The 17,812-nt window shown below is 64.6% G+C and carries 19 protein-coding genes; 5 read left to right on the forward strand and 14 right to left on the reverse strand.

The genetic code is table 11. From position 1 onward, the window contains the following. Positions 1-14 precede the first annotated feature (14 nt). Both CK230_RS27960 and CK230_RS27965 read left to right on the forward strand, forming a co-directional pair. Positions 15-212: a hypothetical protein gene (locus CK230_RS27960; protein WP_095820032.1), complete on the forward strand. Its 198-nt coding sequence runs from the start codon at positions 15-17 to the stop codon at positions 210-212. A gap of 40 nt (positions 213-252) precedes the next feature. Beyond that, positions 253-570 (forward strand): plasmid stabilization protein, encoded by a 318-nt coding sequence (locus CK230_RS27965; RefSeq protein ID WP_095820033.1) that lies wholly within the window; start codon positions 253-255, stop codon positions 568-570. A 162-nt stretch (positions 571-732) separates the two neighbouring features. Here CK230_RS27965 and CK230_RS27970 read toward each other — a convergent pair whose 3' ends face one another. Beyond that, entirely contained in the window at positions 733-1,191 is a 459-nt protein-coding gene (locus CK230_RS27970) for an Lrp/AsnC family transcriptional regulator (protein WP_095820034.1), read from the reverse strand. A gap of 168 nt (positions 1,192-1,359) precedes the next feature. On the opposite strand from CK230_RS27970, the gene CK230_RS27975 reads away from it, so the two are divergent. Both CK230_RS27975 and CK230_RS27980 read left to right on the forward strand, forming a co-directional pair. Next, on the forward strand, positions 1,360-2,103 hold the full coding sequence (locus tag CK230_RS27975; protein ID WP_095820035.1) for an AzlC family ABC transporter permease: 744 nt from the start codon (positions 1,360-1,362) through the stop codon (positions 2,101-2,103). Beyond that, entirely contained in the window at positions 2,100-2,399 is a 300-nt protein-coding gene (locus CK230_RS27980; RefSeq protein WP_095820036.1) for an AzlD family protein, read from the forward strand. Before CK230_RS27975 ends, CK230_RS27980 begins: the two co-directional genes overlap by 4 nt. Before the next feature lie 4 nt (positions 2,400-2,403). Here the strand turns inward: CK230_RS27980 and CK230_RS27985 are convergent, their stop codons facing one another. The 12 genes from CK230_RS27985 to CK230_RS28045 all read right to left on the reverse strand — a co-directional run bounded on the left by CK230_RS27985 (position 2,404) and on the right by CK230_RS28045 (position 16,083). Continuing rightward, positions 2,404-2,937, reverse strand: a complete 534-nt coding sequence (locus CK230_RS27985) for a hypothetical protein (RefSeq protein WP_095820037.1) — start codon at positions 2,935-2,937, stop codon at positions 2,404-2,406. A 148-nt stretch (positions 2,938-3,085) separates the two neighbouring features. Then, a complete protein-coding gene (locus CK230_RS32800; RefSeq protein WP_141246124.1) occupies positions 3,086-3,484 on the reverse strand; it encodes a hypothetical protein in 399 nt (132 codons plus the stop codon). 90 nt (positions 3,485-3,574) lie between these two features. Continuing rightward, complete coding sequence (locus CK230_RS27995; protein WP_095820038.1) at positions 3,575-5,692, reverse strand: EAL domain-containing protein; 2,118 nt, start codon at positions 5,690-5,692, stop codon at positions 3,575-3,577. 299 nt (positions 5,693-5,991) lie between these two features. After that, entirely contained in the window at positions 5,992-7,197 is a 1,206-nt protein-coding gene (locus tag CK230_RS28005; RefSeq protein ID WP_095820039.1) for a M20 aminoacylase family protein, read from the reverse strand. A 146-nt stretch (positions 7,198-7,343) separates the two neighbouring features. Further along, positions 7,344-8,540 (reverse strand): diaminopropionate ammonia-lyase, encoded by a 1,197-nt coding sequence (locus tag CK230_RS28010; protein WP_095820040.1) that lies wholly within the window; start codon positions 8,538-8,540, stop codon positions 7,344-7,346. Positions 8,541-8,817: 277 nt separating this feature from the next. Beyond that, positions 8,818-9,789, reverse strand: coding sequence for a branched-chain amino acid ABC transporter permease (locus tag CK230_RS28015; RefSeq protein ID WP_095820041.1), 972 nt, complete (start codon positions 9,787-9,789; stop codon positions 8,818-8,820). A 1-nt stretch (position 9,790) separates the two neighbouring features. Continuing rightward, complete coding sequence (locus CK230_RS28020; RefSeq protein ID WP_095820042.1) at positions 9,791-10,678, reverse strand: branched-chain amino acid ABC transporter permease; 888 nt, start codon at positions 10,676-10,678, stop codon at positions 9,791-9,793. Between the two features lie 7 nt (positions 10,679-10,685). Then, positions 10,686-11,390 (reverse strand): ABC transporter ATP-binding protein, encoded by a 705-nt coding sequence (locus CK230_RS28025; protein WP_095820043.1) that lies wholly within the window; start codon positions 11,388-11,390, stop codon positions 10,686-10,688. Then, positions 11,387-12,181 carry an ABC transporter ATP-binding protein gene (locus CK230_RS28030; RefSeq protein ID WP_095820074.1) on the reverse strand — a complete coding sequence of 265 codons (795 nt, stop codon included), beginning with the start codon at positions 12,179-12,181 and terminating at the stop codon, positions 11,387-11,389. Before CK230_RS28030 ends, CK230_RS28025 begins: the two co-directional genes overlap by 4 nt. 14 nt (positions 12,182-12,195) lie before the next feature. Further along, on the reverse strand, positions 12,196-13,404 hold the full coding sequence (locus CK230_RS28035; RefSeq protein ID WP_095820044.1) for an ABC transporter substrate-binding protein: 1,209 nt from the start codon (positions 13,402-13,404) through the stop codon (positions 12,196-12,198). 339 nt (positions 13,405-13,743) lie between these two features. Beyond that, positions 13,744-14,448, reverse strand: coding sequence for an SDR family NAD(P)-dependent oxidoreductase (locus CK230_RS28040; protein ID WP_095820045.1), 705 nt, complete (start codon positions 14,446-14,448; stop codon positions 13,744-13,746). 261 nt (positions 14,449-14,709) lie between these two features. Then, positions 14,710-16,083, reverse strand: coding sequence for an adenylate/guanylate cyclase domain-containing protein (locus CK230_RS28045; RefSeq protein ID WP_095820046.1), 1,374 nt, complete (start codon positions 16,081-16,083; stop codon positions 14,710-14,712). Positions 16,084-16,436: 353 nt separating this feature from the next. On the opposite strand from CK230_RS28045, the gene CK230_RS32805 reads away from it, so the two are divergent. Then, entirely contained in the window at positions 16,437-16,760 is a 324-nt protein-coding gene (locus tag CK230_RS32805; protein ID WP_141246125.1) for a hypothetical protein, read from the forward strand. A 240-nt stretch (positions 16,761-17,000) separates the two neighbouring features. On the opposite strand, the gene CK230_RS28055 is transcribed toward CK230_RS32805, so the two are convergent. Beyond that, a complete protein-coding gene (locus tag CK230_RS28055; protein WP_095820047.1) occupies positions 17,001-17,597 on the reverse strand; it encodes a YdeI/OmpD-associated family protein in 597 nt (198 codons plus the stop codon). Positions 17,598-17,812 lie beyond the last annotated feature (215 nt).

Raw genomic sequence — 17,812 nt, forward strand, 5'->3', positions numbered from 1 at the left:
AAAGCGAGGAAGACATGAGCAACACACCACGTCCGGGACCTCCCGGCACCTCCGATCAATGGCCGCGCTGGGAAGGTCCGAAGGCCAACAAGCCGCGCGGCTACCTGCCGCCGAAGGACGATCCCGACGAGAACCGCGACGCCGCCGGCGAGAACAACAAGGACCCGCAACGGTCCGACCTTGGCGACGTCGCCAAGAAGAAGGGCGATTGAATCCCTTCCCCTTTCACTCAGCGCAACAAGGAGCAAGACGATGCCACGTGGCGACAAATCGAAATACACCGACAAGCAGGAACGCAAGGCCGACCATATCGCCGAAGGCTACGAGAAACGCGGCGTTTCGGAAAAAGAAGCCGAACGGCGCGCCTGGGCGACCGTCAACAAGGACGACGCCGGCGGCAAGAAGGAAGGCGGGTCGGGACGCGGCAAGCACACCGGCAATCCGGCCGCGCACAAGGGCGGCAGGACGGGCGGCAAGGCTTCCGGCGAGCGCTCCGCCGCGGACAGGTCGGCTTCGGAGAAGAAGGCTGCCGCGACGAGGAAGCGGAACGAGACCCACGCGCATCACTGAGCGCGGCATTCCCTTCTCCCCTTGTGGGAGAAGGTGGCCGCGAAGCGGTCGGATGAGGGGTGCTCCAGGGAAAGCCAGCGTCTCACTCCGCTGGAACACCCCTCATCCGTCTCGGCGCTGCGCGCCGATCCACCTTCTCCCACAAGGGGAGAAGGGAGAATCCTACAGCGGCATCTCCGAGGTCTGCTTGATCGTCTGGCTGGGCACCTCCGTCTTGACGTTCTGCACGCCCTTGATGCGGCTCAGATGCTCCGACTGGAATCGGCGGTATTCGTCGATGCCGGCCGCCACGATGCGCACCATCGCGTCGCAATCGCCCAGCATCAGATAGCACTCCATCACTTCGGGAAATTTCGCCACCTCGGCGGCGAAATGCTCGATCGTGTCCTCGTCCTGCTGCTTCAGCCAGATGCGGGTGAAGAAGGTCTGGCCGCGACCGATCTTGGCCGGGTTCAGCACCGCGACATAGCGGTCGATCACGCCCGCCTCCTCGAGCAGTTTGACGCGGCGCAGGCAAGGCGATGGCGACAGGCCGACCTCCTTCGCCAGATCGTTGTTGGCCATGCGCCCGTCGCGCTGCAGGGCGCGCAGGATGCGCCTGTCGATCTCATCCAGCTTCATAGCGTTAGATTCCAATTTTTTTCTTGATCGCGCCATCCAATGCCAAATCGTGGCAGAAACGGCGCATCTTCGCAACCCGATTGCAGGGCATTTCGGCTATGATGCTGCCACCTATGACCCACAACTCAACAGGAGAACGGCGGCCGCAAGGCCGCCGAAGGCAGAGCCATGAGCGTTTCCGAGATCGCCCTCGCCGAGGGCCAGACCACCGGCGGGTGTAGCGCCGAGTTCCGGCGCGGACTTGCCGCCTCGACGCCGATGCTGCTCGGCATCATCCCCTATGCGCTGGTGCTCGGCGCGCAAGCCGCGCAGAAGGGCCTTTCCGTGGCCGAGGTGCCGCTGATGACCGGCCTCAATTTCGCCGGCGGATCGGAATTCGCCGCGATCCAGCTCTGGACCTCGCCGCCGCATATCCTCCTGATCGCCGCCATCACGCTTTTGGTCAACAGCCGGCATTTCCTGATGGGCGCGGCACTTGCGCCGTTCATCAGGCACCTGCCGAAGCGCCAGGTTTTTCCCGCGCTGTTCTTGATGTGCGACGAGAGCTGGGCGGTGGCCCTGGCGGATGCGCAGGGGCGCGCCGCCGCCGGCATGCGGCCGGCCTTCAGCCTGCCTTTCTATCTGGCCGCCGGCTTGTCCGTTTACCTCGCCTGGGTGGCGTTCACGGCCTGCGGCGCGGCGCTCGGTCCTGCGCTCGGCGACGTCGAAAAATACGGCTTCGCGATGGCCTTCCCGGCCGTCTTCCTGGTGCTGCTTCGCGGCATGTGGAAGGGCTTTGCGGCCGCCCGGCCCTGGCTGGTCAGCCTGATGGTGGCGGCGCTCACCTATCTCGTCGTGCCCGGCGCCTGGTATGTGGCGGCCGGCGCATTGTCCGGCCTGGTGGCCGCGTGGTTCCTGGCAGGCGAGACATGATCGATCCGATGACCGTGCTCGCCATCCTGGCGATGGCCGGCGTGACGTATCTCACCCGCATCGGCGGCTATGTGGTGCTCAAGAACCGCGCGCTCAGCCCGCGCGCCACGGCGGTGATGGAAGCCGCGCCCGGCTGCGTGCTGATCTCGGTGATCGCGCCGGATTTCGTGTCGAAGAACCCGGCGGATCTCGCGGCTTTAGCCATCACGCTGCTTGCCGCGACAAGGCTGTCGATGCCGCCGACAGTGGTGATCGGGGTGGCTTCGGCGGGCGTGCTGCGGTGGCTGATGGGATAACGCGTCAGAGGCCGTAGAGCCCGAGATCGTCCGGCCGGCCTGAAGCGGCCTCGCCCTGCCCTCCCGCATGCTGCTTCAACGCGGTATCCAGCCTGTCGTTGTCAGCGCCTTGCGGACGGACGATCGCGTTGACGAGCGTCTCCAGGGAAACGCCAAGCTGGTCGAGGCCAAGCTGCCTCTCGATCTTGGGGATCGCCGACGGAGATTGCCGTTTCAGCGCTTCGACGGCGTTCTTGATCGCCGAACCATAGGAAGACACGGAATCGTAGTCTGTCTGATCGACGGCGAATTCCTTGCCCGCCCGCTGCATCAGCCGGACCTTCGTCGCCGTGACGTTGAGGCTGTCGAGGCTAAACCTGGATGCCGAGGTCGCGGGCTCCGCCTGCATGACCGGCGAGGCCGCCGGGCCGGGGATGTGGCCGAGGAGACCGTCCGCGGCCGGTCTTGGCGTTGGCGGCAGGCGCTGCGGCTGCAGGATCACAAGCGTGGTGTTGAGCGTCGAGGACATTGCCGGGTCTCGCACGCGCCCGTCCATCATGGACCGGACGCCGGACAGTCGAGCCAAGACGTCATGTCCCGGGCGAAGCGTTCCACAGGCAATAAGCCGGTTGTCCTAAGAGTTCGATAGAACGATGGTTCAGCTTTTAACGATGAACCGCGCTATATTCTTGGCTCAACGACGAAGCTCAGTCGTCGCCGCCGCCATCGCCGCCACCGCCGTCGCCACCCCCATCGTGGCTGCCGCTGTCGCCGCCTCCATCGTGGCTGCCACCGTCGCCGCCGCCGTCGTGGCTGCCACCGTCCCCGTCTTCGTGGTCGCCATCGTGATCCTCGCCCTGATCGTCGCCGTCCTGGTCGCCTTCATGCGAGCCGGAGGCGGCGCTGTCCCCGCCATGCCCGGCCTCGTCATCCTCGGCGGCCTCTTGATCATCGCCGACGCTGGACGTGTTGACCTCATCGTCATCGTCGGCCGTCGACGCCGCCGCCACCCCGCCGCCATTATCCGAGCCCGCATGGGATGGCTGGGTGGCGAAGATGCCGAGCAGGCCGATAGCGGTTGCCGCAAGCAAGGGAAGGGTTTTCATCCAGGCGCTCCGATTCACTTTGTGACCTCGGATCATCATCGTAGCGGATTACGGCGCCCTTAAATGAGTGATTGCAATTTTAGCAACTGCTTATTTTAAGCCCAACCTGGCATGCGGCCGCTCCGACAAGATCGTGCCGCTGCCGGCTCTTGCCACAATCGCCTCCAGCGGCTCGGGCCGGTGCAGCAAATAGCCCTGGCCATAGGCGACGCCCATGCCCATGAGGATTTCCAACCCGTTCTTTTCCTCGATCTTCTCTGCCACCACGGCCGCGCCCATCGAGCGGGCGATGCCGGTGATCGCCGAGACGATCTCGCGGTCGAAGCGGCTGTCGGCGATGTGCTCGACGAAGGAGCCATCGATCTTGATGGCGTCGATGGGGAAGCGCCTGAGATATTCGAACGAGCTCATGCCGGCGCCGAAATCGTCGAGGCTGACCCGGCAATGGCGCTCGCGCGCGCGGCGCACGAATGCCTCGGCCGCCTCGAAATTGGTGACGGCGGCGGTTTCGGTGATCTCGAAGCCGACGGCCGACGGCGGCGCGCCGCTCTCGGCGATGGCCTGGTCGACGAAGCTCCAGAGCTGCGGATCCGAAAGCGTCTGCGCCGACAGGTTGAAGTCGAGCGCGATGGCGCCGGCGCGCATCGCCTCGCCGTGGTGCGTCAGCGCGGTGCGGATGATCCAGCGGTCGAGCCGCGCGGCAAGGCCGAAACGTTCGGCGACCGGCACGAAATCGCCGGGCGGGATCATCGTGCCTGTGCGGGCCTCGAGCCTGGCCAGCACCTCGACATGGCGGCTGTCTTCCCATGACAGGCCGAGCCGGTGGATCTCCTGGCCGAACAGCTTCAGCCGGCCATCCTCCATCGCGTCGACAAGGTCTGCCGCCAGCCGCGCGGCGTTGAGCCCGCCGGCCCCCGACGTCGTGTCGGGCGAGAACACGGCAAAGCGGTCGCGGCCACCGGCCTTGGCGGCGTAGCAGGCGTCGTCGGCGCAGGCGAGCGCATCGGCCACGCTCATGCTGCGGTCGCGCACGAAGGCGATGCCGATGCTGGCGGCGAGCCTGCGCGAGGTGGCCGACGAGCCGAGATCGGCATCGCGCACCGCGGCGAGCACGGCGCGCGCAATGCGCTCGGCACAGGCGTCATTGCAGTTCGGCACCATCAGCGCGAATTCATCGCCGCCGAGGCGCGCCGCATGCGCAGACGCGGGCAGGCTGGCGATGATGCCCGCCGCGACGCTCTTCAGCGCCAGGTCGCCGGCGGCATGCCCGGCATAGTCGTTGAGCGCCTTGAAGTAGTCGAGGTCGACATAGAACACAGCTAGCGGCAGGCGCTCGGCCATGGCGATGTTCTCGGCAAGCAGCCGGTCGAAGGCCGCGCGGTTGAGCAGTCCGGTCAGGGCGTCGTGACGCGCGGCGAAGGCGAGTCCCTCGGCGCGCATCTTCTCCTCGGTGATGTCGCGCACGGTGCCAAGCACCTGGCCGGCCGAGCCGACATCGGCGACGAAGCGCACCAGCGATTCGAGATGACGGACCTCGCCGTCACGCCGGATGATGCGGTATTGCGAGGCCACGACTTCGTTGGAGCCCGGCGCGATCTGATGGACCCGTTCGGTGGCTTCCTTGTCGTCGGGATGAAGATAGGTGTGCCACAACTCGGCCGACACCTCGTCCTTGTCGGCGACGAGGCCGAATATCTCGCGGCTGCGCGCGTCCCAATAGCTCTTCCTGGTGCCGATGTCGTGATGCCAGATGCCGGTGCCGCTGGCGGCGAGCGCCAGGCGGAAGCGGATGTTGACCTGCTCGAGCGCCGCCTCTGCCTCTTTTTGCCGGGTGATATCGGTCTGCACGCCCATCAGCCTGAGCGGCTTGCCGTCGGGGTCGCGCTCGACAATGCCGCCGCGATCGAGCACCCAGACCCAGTGGCCGTCCTTGTGGCGCAGGCGAAGCTCGGTCTCGATGGAATCGACGAGGCCCGCAATATGGCGGTCGCCGCTTTCCTGCGCGCGCTGGCGGTCGTCGGGATGGGTAAGCTTCAGCCAGAGGTCGGAGGTGTTGGCGAGCTCGCTCTCCTCATAGCCCAGCATCTTCGACCAGGTCGGCGAATAGTAGCAATCGCCGGTCGACAGATTCCAGTCCCAGAGGCCGAGATGAGCGCGCTCGAGCGCCAGCGCCCAGAAATTGCCGTTGCGTCTGTTGTCGTCCGCCATGCTTTGTTCTTGCCGTCCCGTCCCCGGCGATACTGCACGAAAGCAGAGAAGAAAGGGTTACCGGGGCTGCCGATCTCCGAGGATGACAAATAGAGAACTCGGCGGGACAGCACCCCCCTCTGGCCTGCCGGCCATCTCCCCCGCAAGGGGGGAGATCAGCAGCTTCGGCGCCTCGCCATCTTCCTCCATTGCAACGCCGGCAAATTGGCGAAAGCCGGCGCATCAGCCAATCTCCCCCCTTGCGGGGGAGATGTCCGGCAGGACAGAGGGGGGTGCCTCGCGCCAGCGCCCGTGGCCTGCTAGCCCACAGCCAGCCGTCTCCTCACCACCGCCGCATGAAAGCGCGCCCCGTGCAGCAGGCCTTCGTCGTTGAAGTCGTAGGCCGGGTTGTGCAGCGGCGCGGTGTCGCCATTACCCATGAAGACGAAGCAGCCGGGCACGTGGTCGAGGAAGCGGGCGAAATCCTCCGAAGCGGTCATCGGCTCAGCCGCGACGCGAACAGCGTCGTCGGCAGCGACGCGAACAGCGTCGTCGGCAGCGACACGGACAGTGTCGTCGGCCAACACCGTCCTGGCCGCCGCAAGTGCCTCGTCGACCAGCGCCGCGTCGTTGATCAAGGGCACGAACTCGCGCGTGTAAGTGATTTCGGCCTCTACGTTATAGGCCTGCGCCGTACCCTCTCCGATGCGGCGCATCTCCTTCTCGATCGCAGCGCTCACCTCGGGGCGGAAGCTGCGGCAGTCGCCCAGTATGCGCGCCATGCCCGGCAGCGCGTTGCGCGTGCCGTCGGTGATGAGCTCGGTCACCGAGACGACGCCGATATCGGCGGGGCTCAGGCGCCGCGAGACGATGGTTTGCAGGTTGACGACCAGCGCGCAGGCGGCGACCAGCGTCTCCTGGCCGGCATGCGGCCGCGCCGCGTGGCCGCCGAGGCCTTTCAGCACGATCTCGAAATTGTCCTCTGCCGACATGACCGGACCGCTACGGGTCTCGAAATGGCCGACGGGCAGGCCCGGCATGTTGTGCAGCCCAAAAATCTCCTCGAAGGGGAAGCGCTCGAGCAGGCCGTCGTCCAGCATGGCCAGCGCGCCCCTGCCCCATTCCTCGGCCGGCTGGAAGATGAAGCGCACCGTGCCGTCGAAGTCGCCTTCGCCGGCGAGCAATTTTGCCGCGCCGAGCAGCATCGAGGTGTGGCCGTCATGGCCGCAGGCATGCATGGTGCCGGGCGTTTGCGAGCGCCAGGCCTGCGTGCCCTGCTCGGCGATGCGCAGCGCGTCCATGTCTGCGCGCAGCGCAATGGCGCGGTTGCCGCTGCCCCGGGTCAGCGTGCCGACGACGCCGGTGCCGCCTATGCCCTCGGCTACGTCCAGCCCGAACTCCCGCAACTTCCCGGCGACGAAAGCGGCGGTGCGCTTTTCCTCGAAGCCGAACTCGGGATGGGCGTGGAGATCGCGCCGCCACGCCGTCATGTCGCGGTGAAGAGCTTCGAGGTCGAGTCTGGCCATCGGTCGCCCAAAGCCTTTTCTTAGAGCGTTTCACCGTTTCACGGAAACGGCGAGCAGCTCTATCTTTTTGTTTCTACGCAATTCCCGACGGAAAACCGCTCACACTTTTCCTGGAATTGCTCCAGCACGGAGAACCGGAACTGCTCTCAGGCAGTTTGCAGGAACACCTCTTCGGGCGCCATCCCGACCAGCTCGGCAAAGCGGCCATGATCGGTCGCGCCCTCCGAGTTGATGACGAGCACGCGCGAATGCCTGTCGAGGCCGAGCGCGGTGCGCATTTGCTTGTCGTCGGCGGCGCGGACCAGCCCGGCGAGGCCTGCCCCGCCGCTCTCGCCGGAGACAATGGCCGGGTCATTGCCGAGGGGTCGCGCCAGCCGCTTCATCACCGCGACCGCATCGTCTTCCTCCACCGTCATGAAGGCATCGCCGACGCGCGCCAGCACGCGCCAGGCGACGAGCGAAGGCTCGGCGCATTCGAGCATCGTCATGACGGTCGGCTGCTGATGGGCGATCGTCACCGGGCGACCGGCCTCGGCCGAGGCGTAGACGCAGGCCGAGCGCCGCGGCTCGACCACCACGGCCTTCGGCCGCCTGTCGCCCAGCATCACCGCCATATGGCCGGCAATCGCCGCGGCGAAGCCGCCGACGCCGGCCTGCAGGAAGACATGCGTGGGTGGCTTGGGCAAAACCCGCAGCGTCTCGCGCACGATCACCGTATAGCCCTGCATGACCAGTCCGGGGACGCGCTCATAGCCGAGCCAGGAGGTGTTGGAGACGATCTTCCAGCCGCGCTCGGCGCCGACGCGCGCGACCTCGCGCACCGCATGGTCATAGCCGCCCTCGACCTCGACGATCTCAGCGCCAAAGCGGGCGATGGCCGCGACACGCTCGCGGCTTACGCCGGCATGGACGAAGATCACCGAACGCGCGCCGACGAGGCTGGCACCCTGCGCAACCGAGCGACCATGATTGCCGTCGGTGGCGCAGACGAAGATCATGCCGGACGCGATCTGGCGCACCCGGGCGTCGTTTATCTCGCCGATATCGACGTCGCGGCCGAGCCACTTGCCGGCCTCTTCCAGCACCAGCCGCATGACGGCATAGGCGCCGCCCAGCGCCTTGAAGCTGCCAAGGCCAAGACGCTGGCCCTCATCCTTGACGTGAAGCGAGGCGATACCGAGCTCACCGGCCAGCGCCCGCAGGGCGAGCAGTGGTGTTTCGGCATGGTCGTCGCGCGCCTCGAGATAATGCTCGGCACGCGCGCCGCCCGCCATGCCGAGAGACTCGGCATCGGCGGCAACCAACGGCTGGTTGTGTTCTGGACGTTGGTTGAGCAGCAGCATGCTAGTCTTCCTGCAAGGCACTGAAACTCTGGCGGGCGCGAATCGGGCGCGATTCTTGCGCTTTAAATGGCTAAGTGATTGAAGTTTGTTTCTATTGGATGTCGCCGAATGTTCGTTTCGGAGGGATCCGATACCCAACTTGACTATTTTTGGGGGTATTTCGCCCCCGCGGCACGATGGGACGCCCGGCTGGCTACCGATTGATCCCGCAAGGAACGCGGGTGGGTGTCGCAGACGCCAACATCTTGGTTGGCGAAGGTCACGGACTCGAAGCGCGTCAGGCTTTCGCCGGCACTCGCGGCCACCTTGCATACACCTCGCCCACAATCCCGCGTCGGAAGATCAAGACGCAGACCATGAAGATGAGCCCGGTGGCGATGGTCACGGGGAAGCCGGAGGTCGCCAGCGTATTCTCCAGGCCGACGACCAGCCCCGCCCCCACTACCGGGCCGACCATAGTGCCGATGCCGCCGAGCAGCGTCATCAGGATCACCTCGCCCGACATCTGCCAGGTGACGTCGGTGAGCGTCGCGAATTGGAAGACGATTGCCTTGGTGGCCCCTGCAAGGCCGGCAAGGGCCGCCGACATGACGAAGGCGGCGAGCTTGTAGCGGCCGACGGAATAGCCGAGCGAAATGGCGCGGTTCTCGTTCTCTCTTATCGAGCGCAGGATCATGCCGAAGGGCGAGTTGACGATGCGCCAGACGGCGAACACGCCGATGAGAAAGACGGCGAGCACGAAGAAATACATGTTCATGGTGACGTTCAGGTCGACGATGCCGAACAGCGTTCCACGCGCCACGCCCTGTATGCCGTCCTCGCCTTCGGTGAAGGGCGCCTGGACGCAGAAGAAATAGAACATCTGCGCCAGCGCCAGCGTGATCATCGAGAAGTAGATGCCCTGCCTTCGGATGGCGAGAAAGCCCATGACGAGGCCCATTCCGGCCGCACCCGCGGCGCCGAGCAGGATGGCGGCCTCGGGCGGCCAGCCCCAGGCCTTCACGGCATAGGCACAGAAATAGGCCGCGCCGCCAAAGAAGGCGGCATGGCCGAAGGAGAGCAGGCCGGTATAGCCGAGCAACAGGTTGAAGGCGCAGGCGAAGAGCGCGAAGCACAGCATCTTCATGACGAAGATCGGATAGACGACAAAGGGCGCGGCGATCAGCGCCAGGATGCCCAGCGCAATCATCGCGCGCTCCAGCCTGACGGAGGCCACGGCCCGTTCCTGGTGCAGGGTCGCCTCGCTCATCTCAGGCGTCCCTTCCGAACAGGCCGGCGGGCCTGAGAAGCAGTATGATCGCCATGATGACGAAGACGACGAGGTTCGAGGCCTCGGGATAAAACACCTTGGTCATGCCCTCGGCGAGGCCCAGCATGTAGCCGGTTACGATCGCGCCCAGGATCGATCCCATGCCGCCGACCACGACCACCGCAAACACGACGATGATCAGGTCCGAGCCCATCAGCGGACTGACCTGGTAGACCGGCGCGGCCAGAATGCCGGCGAGCCCAGCGAGCGCCGCGCCCAGCCCGTAGGTGAGCGTCAAGAGCAACGGCACATTGACGCCGAAGGCCTGCACCAGCTCCGGATTCTCGGTGGCGGCGCGAAGATACGAGCCGAGCCTGGTCTTCTCGATCAGCAGCCAGGTGCCGATGCAGACGATGAGCGAGGCCACCACCACCCAGCCGCGATAATTGGGCAGGAACATGAAGCCGAGATTGGTGCCGCCGGCAAGCAGCGCCGGCACGGCATAGGGATTGCCCGAGACACCGTAGTAATAGCGGAACACGCCTTCGATCACCAAGGCGAGGCCGAAGGTGAAGAGCAGCCCGTAGAGCGGGTCGAGGCGATAGAGCCGCGACAAAGCCAGCCGCTCGACAGCCATGCCGAACAGGGCAACGATCAGCGGCACGAGAACCAGCGCCGGCCAGTAGCCGATGCCGAGATGCACCAGCAGCAGATAACCGATGAAGGCACCCAGCATATAGAGGGCGCCATGGGCGAAATTGATGATGCGCAGCAAGCCGAAGATGACGGCGAGGCCGAGGCTGAGCATCGCATAGAAGGAGCCATTGATGAGGCCGACAAGGAGTTGGCCGAGCAGAGCCTGGATGGGAATGCCGAAGATCATGGTCATTTGGCCATCATACTCCCAGCACCTCGTGTAGCCTGCCTGTGTGCGCGGAAAGCTCCCCGACAGGGAACCCCTCCACGACCTTGCCGTGGTCCATCAGGTAAAAGCGGTCGGCGATGCGGGCGGCGAAGCGGAAGTTCTGCTCGACCAGAAGAATGGTCATGCCGCGCTTCTTCAGCGTCGCCAGCAACTCGCCGATGCGCTGGACGATGACCGGCGCCAGGCCTTCGGTCGGCTCGTCGAGCAAGAGCATCTCGACGCCGGTGCGCAGGATGCGGGCGATGGCCAGCATCTGCTGCTCGCCGCCGGAAAGCTTCGTGCCCTGGCTGTTGCGGCGCTCCTTGAGGTTGGGGAAGAGCTCGAAGATTTCCTCCACGCTCATGCCGCCCTTGGCCACGACCGGCGGCAGGATGAGGTTCTCGTCGACAGTCAGGGTGGCGAAGATGCCGCGCTCCTCCGGCACGAAGCCGATGCCCTGATGGGCGACGCGGTGCAGCGGCAGGCGCATAAGGTCCTTGCCGTTGAAGGAGATGGAGCCTGTGCGCTTGCGGATCAGCCCCATGATGGCACGCAGGGTCGTCGTCTTGCCGACCCCGTTGCGGCCAAGCAGCGTCACGGTCTCACCGCGCGTGACATCGAGATTGACCCCGTGCAGCGCATGGCCCTCGCCGTACCAGGCATGCAGATCTCGCACGGCAAGCAGCGGCTCACTCATGCCCCGCCCTCTTCGTGCTCGGTCCCCATATAGGCAACGCGCACGCGCTCGTCCTGGCTGACGGTGGCATAGTCGCCGGCCGCCAGCACCTGGCCGCGCTGCATGACGGTGATCCAGTCGCAGAGATCGGCGACGACAGTGAGGTTGTGCTCCACCATCAGCACGGCGCGGTGCCTGGCCAGCGAGCGGATGATGCCGGAGATCATGCCGACATCCTCATGCCCCATGCCGGCCATCGGCTCGTCGAGCAGAAGCACTTTCGGGTCGAGCGCCAGCGTAGTGGCGATTTCAAGCACGCGCTTCCTTCCATAGGAAAGATCGCCGGCGAGACGATGCGCGGCGTCTTCCAGCCCGACGACGGCCAGCAACTCGCGAGCCCTTGGCGTCAACTGGTCGAGCGCCGAGACCGGACGCCAGAACTGGTAGCCCAGCCCGCCCGGCCTCTGTAGCGCTACGCGCACATTGTCGAGCACGGAAAGATGCGGAAAGATCGCCGAGATCTGGAACGAACGGACCAGCCCCATGCGCGCCACTTTCGCCGGCGGCGTGCGGGTGATGTCGGTGCCGAGCAGTTCGATCCTGCCGCTGGTCGGCTGGAGGAATTTGGTCAGCAGGTTGAAGATGGTGGTCTTGCCGGCGCCGTTCGGACCGATCAGCGCGTGGATCTTGGCGTGATGGATGTCGAGGTCAAAATCCTTCACCGCGACGAAGCCAGCGAAGTCGCGCCGCAAGCCGCGGGCGGAAAGGACCACCCGCGGCCTGGCTTCGCTGCCGTCCGGCCGGACGGCCATCGTTGTTTCAAGCATCACTTGGTGACGAGCGGGCAGCCGCTGTCTTCGGCCTTCATGAAGGCCTTGTCGCCCGGAATGGTCGCCAGATAGGTGTAGTAGTCCCAGTCCTTCTTCGACTCTTCCGGCTTCTTGACCTGGTAGAGATACATATCGTGCACCATCGAGCCGTCGGCCTGCACTTTGCCATTGGCGGTGAAGACGTCGTTGACCGGCATCTCATGCAGCTCCTTGGCGACGGCCTCGGTCTCGTCGGTGCCGGCCTTGTCGATGGCCTTAAGATACTGCGTCACCGCCGAATAGGTGCCGGCCTGGATCATGTTGGGCATGCGGTTGGTGCGCTTGAAGAATTTTTGGGCGAAGTCACGGCTCTTGTCGTCGCGGTCCCAGTAATAGCCTTCGGTGAGCACCACGCCCTGCGCCGCCTGCAGGCCGAGGCCATGCACTTCGGCGAGCGTGAAGAGGAGCGCCGCCAGACGCTGGCCGCCGGCGACGATGCCGAACTCGGCCGCCTGCTTGATCGAGTTCGAGGTGTCGAGTCCGGCATTGGCAAGGCCGACGATCTTGGCGCCGGAGGACTGCGCCTGCAGAAGGAAGGACGAATAGTCGGTGGCGCCGAGCGGATAGCGCACCTCGCCCAGCACCTTGCCGCCGCTCGCCTCGACCAGCTTGGTGGTCTGGTCCTTGAGCGAATAACCGAAGGCGTAGTCGACGGTGATGAAATACCAGCTGTCGCCGCCCTGCTTGACCAGCTCGCCGCCGGTGCCGACCGCCTGGGAGTGCGTGTCGTAGGCCCAATGGAAACCATAAGGCGAGCACTGCTTGCCGGTCAGATCGGTGGAGGCCGCGCCGGTGACGATGTCGATCTTCTTCTTTTCCTTGGAAATGCCTTGCACGGCGAGCGCCACCGACGAGGTGGTGAGCTCCATGATCGCGTCGACCTGCTCGGTGTCGTACCACTGGCGCGCGATGTTGGAGGCGATGTCCGCCTTGTTCTGATGGTCGGCGCTGACGATCTCGATCGGCGCCCCTTGCACCTTGCCGCCGAAATCCTCGACCGCCATCTTGGCCGCCTCGACCGACCATTTGCCGCCGAAATCGGCATAGACGCCCGACTGATCGTTCAGGATGCCGATCTTGACATTGCCGTCGGAGATTTCACCGGCCGCCGCCGGCATCGCGGACGCCGCGATGAGCGCGGCCGAGACGAGATAGGATGCTTTCACTGATGGTTCCTCCCTTGTGGCCAACCACCAGAAACGCGGCCGCCTTGCAATGGTTCAACTGTCGGTGGGATTTGTTGAGGAAACGGGGAATGCGTATCGCTCGCCTTGCCTCCTCTTACGGGAACACGCCGCCGTGTGCTTGGGTGGACGAGCGCGAGCCTAGCACCCACCCCTCAGACCGAGAATGCTATTTTCGTAGTATGGAGGACGGGCAGGTCGACGATCGCCGGGAGCTACAAAGCCAGTACGGCGGCCTATCGGCTAAGTGTTTTCCGATTTCGCGACCACCCAGCGGAAAAACCATATTTTCAGAAGCTTACCCAGCAAATCCGACTTCGCTCACCACGGCAGCCGCTTGCCATCGCGAAAGAAGCCGCCGGTCGGGCCATCGTCCGGCAGGGTCGCGGCCCAGACGATGCCGGCAGCACCCTGCGCCACGGGGCGTCCGCCCGGGCCGCCCATGTCGGTCGCGACCCAGCCGGGGCAGATCGAATTGACGAGCACGCCCGAGCCGCGCAGCTCGGCCGCCAGGATGCGGGTCAGCGCGTTGAGCGTCGCCTTGCTGGTCGAATAGGCCGGCGCGCCGGCGCCCATCGAAGCGAGCGAGCCGCCTTCCGACGAAACATTGACCAGTCGGCCATGGCCGGAGGCGCTGAGCAGCGGCGCAAAGGCGGCCGCCACGCGCCAGGCGCCGAAGACATTGGTCTCGAATGCCTCGCGGATCGTCTTCCAGTCGGGCCTTAGCGCCCGCGCGGACGGGTCGTAATGGATGGCGGCGTTGTTGACCAAAACGTCGGGCCGGCCGAAGCGGCGCTCGACCTCCGCCGCGGCGTGCGCGGCGGCCTCATGGGCGGCGACATCCAACGCGATGGCCTCGACCTTGCCGCCGAGCTTCCTGGCCGCCGCCTCGCCCTTGGCGAGATCGCGCACGCCGATCAGCACGGTGACGCCGAGTTCGGCCAGTTGCCTTGCTGTTTCCAGGCCGATGCCGCGATTACCGCCGGTGACCAGCGCCACCTTGCCGGAATTCTTGGTGTTGGTCATCGCTCCTGTTCCTTCAATTTTCTTATCGACAGCCAAGATGGCATCGATCACGCCGACCGATTAGAGCGCCGAATTGGCACTCATTGCGCAATGCAGCTCATGAATGGGCGCGGTCTTTGTTTCTGCGCAATTCCGGACGGAAAACCGCTTCGCAGTTTTCTGGAATTGCTCCTGGGCCGAATGGTCCTAACTCAGGTGGAGGACTCTACTGGCCGGACCGACAGAGATTGGCGGGCATTTTGGACGATCTGGGCGGTACGCTCAATCGAAACCGATCCAGATGTAGCCATCCTCCTCGCGGCACGGAAAGAGATGCAGCGGAGCCCGGTTCTTTGAAATATCGCCGAGAATCTCCATGCCGGCCGAAGTTCCGTCCTCGTTGAGCGCCTCGCACCACCTTACGATTTCGCCTGTATCCAGATCGAATCCGCTGTGATGCCAGCGACACACCAGCGTGCCGTCCTCGCCGAAAGTGCTCGTCCGTCCTGCGTGGCCGTTGGCCCGCGAGGCAGTCTCGAAGAATGGCAGCTTCAAATGCGGGCAGGCATTGTTGAAGGCGTAGACGCGCCCGCCCCTGCGCAAAATCACGGCATAGAGCGCCTGGAACTCGATGACCTTGTGGTCGCCATCCTTCAGTTCGCTCGTGGCGACCGTGCGGTGCCAGGTCTTGCCGCCCAGCTGCATAGTCTCGCGCGCGCCTTTTTCGTTCAGCCGGCGCTCGGCTTCAACCTTCAGCTTCTTTATCTCGTACAGCGTAATTCGGTCGGAGGTACCGCGCAAACGCACGCGAATGAAATCGGATATTTCAACCTCACCCTTGACCTGTTCATAGAGCGTCTCGGTAATCAGGAGGCGGGTTCCGGCCTCCTTGTTGGCTGCTTCCACCCGGCTCGCCACATTGACCGCATCGCCGATAGCCGTCAGGCGCTCGTTGCCGGGTGATCCGACCGAGCCGATCACCGCTTCGCCCAGATGCAAGCCGACGCGAATATCGAAGTCGATGCCGTACATGGAGGCAAAAAAGGGTTTTAGCCGATCGACCGTGGCGAGGGTCTGCAGGGCCGCATTGACCGCGCGCACCGGTGCATCGTCCTGGCCCTGCACGCCGAATATCGCCATAAGCCCGTCGCCGACGAACTTGTCGATGTAGCCGTCGTTGAGCTCGATGACCTCAGCGACTTGAGTGAAGTACCGATTGAGCAGATACATGACATCGTAGGGCGTCAACGTTTCGGAGAAGTGGGTGAACCCGGCCACGTCGCTGAAGAAAATGACGACCGACTTCAGCTCGCCCGCACTGGTGGACCTGTGCGGTAGCAACTGACTGGTCATTCGCAGGTCGGTCTCGTCGAGTACGAGCCTGCGGAAGGTGATGTCGGAGTCGGGTCTGAGCTGGCATGCCAGGCGTACGTTGTTGCCAAGCCCCAACCGCTCCACGAGCGCGCGCTCCGGCGCGGTGCGCTCCGGGCAGCGGTCCGCGCCGTCGAGAATCCAAATCCGGCAGGTCGAGCACTTGGCCTTGCCGCCGCAAGCGCAGGCGATCGGGACATCTGCCCGGCGAGCTGCTTCAAGGACAGATTCCCCCAGCGCCGATTTGATCGATATGTCGTCGGGCAGTGACAGCAACGTAGGCATCGGAACTGATCTTCCAGTACGAAGTGGCGCCAGACGCTGGTGTTAACAACAGGTCTGTCAGCCGGACACCGTTTTGGCCTCGTTCCGGCGACATTAGCCCAGCAGCGGCTTGGATGCCATCGTCGAGTCCGATAGTCCGCCTGGGTCGGTCGAAAGGCGCGTTTCGCGTCGGGGTTTGACCACCAGGCAGCCCCCGTTCCACGGGTGGGGAAATGCCGGACACAATCCAGAAACAAGATTCAACAATCCGGAAAAACTCGCGAAAAAACCCGCTGTCATAAACGGCACCGGAGCAGCCGAACGATTGCGGCGCGCGACAAAAGACATCGATCTTAAACCAAGGATTGCCGACTATGAAAAAGACCCTTCTTTCCGCTCTCGGCCTGGCCGTCGCGCTCGCTTTCGCGGTGCCGGCGCTCGGCACCACCGAAGCCAACGCCGCCGCGACGACCACCGCTCCCACGACGACCACGACCTCTGCTCCGGCCGCGAAGCCGGCCGCCAATGGCCCGCACAAGAAGCTCAAGAAGCATCGCCGTCATCACGCCAAGAAGCATCACGTGGCGAAGCACCACAAGCATCACGTCAGGAAGCATCACGTGAAGAAGCATCACGTGAAGAAGCACCACGTGAAGAAGCACCACGTGAAGAAGCCTGCCGCGAAGAAGGCTGCGTAAGCGCTGCCTCTGCTTCCATGCAATTCCGGACGGAAACCGCTTCACGCTTTCCTGGAATTGCGAACACCTTCATGACCGGATGATCCCGGACCGCTTCCAAAGGGTTCAGGATCATCGCTTCCCGAAAACGCCGCCCTCCTCCCGGGCGGCGTTTTTGTATCATCTTCGAAGCGGCATGATCTTTTCCGGCAACCGGTAAGCCCTTTTCGCCAATGCGGTCCTTCGGTTCGGGATCATGCCTTACTTCTTCTGCGGATGGATCGTCTCGCCGCGCTTCAGCATCGCCACCAGATCGGCGATCTTCTTCTTGCGCCCCGCCTCGGTCTTCATGTTGTGGGTGCGAAAGGCGAGCGCGAAACGGTTCTGGGCGGAAAGCGTTTCCAGCATTGCCTTCGCCTTAGGCTCGGCATCGATCGCGGCCTGCAGGTCGGGCGGAATGGTCATCTCCTTCGAGCCGGCATAGGCGCGGTCCCAGCGGCCGTCGGCCTTAGCAGCCTCGACCTCGCGCAGGCCATGCTCGGTCATGCGGCCTTCTCCGATCAGGCGCGCGACATTGTCGATGTTGATCTTGCTCCAGAGGCTCTTTTTGCCGCGCGGCGTGTAGCGCTGCAGGAAGCTCTTGTCGTCGAGCGACTTGCGCACCGCGTCGATCCAGCCGAAGCAGAGCACGACGTCGATGGCTTGCTTCGGCGTGATCGAGGCGAGTCCCGAGCCGACCTTGTGGATCTTGATCCAGACCTCGCTTTCGGAGGCGTGGTTGTCGGCCAGCCAGGCGTGGAAGCTTTGCGCATCGGGGAATTCCCGGACTTTTTCCGGATCGACCTTGATCGGAGCCATTGTTGTTCCTCCTTGCGCGGCGCCGGAGCTGCTGATCTCCCCCCTCGTGGGGGAGATGGCCGGCAGGCCAGAGGGGGCGCTGTCCCGCCAACCTGTCGAGGCGTTCCTATAACCGGTCGAGATTAAACTGAAAGGCTGCGTTCCTTCGCGCCCCCCTTTGCCCTGCCGGGCATATCCCCCACAAGGGGGGAGATTGGCTGTTCCATCATCGGACC

The sequence above is a fragment of the Mesorhizobium sp. WSM3859 genome (assembly GCF_002295065.1).
In the GTDB taxonomy this organism is placed as follows: Bacteria; Pseudomonadota; Alphaproteobacteria; order Rhizobiales; family Rhizobiaceae; genus Mesorhizobium.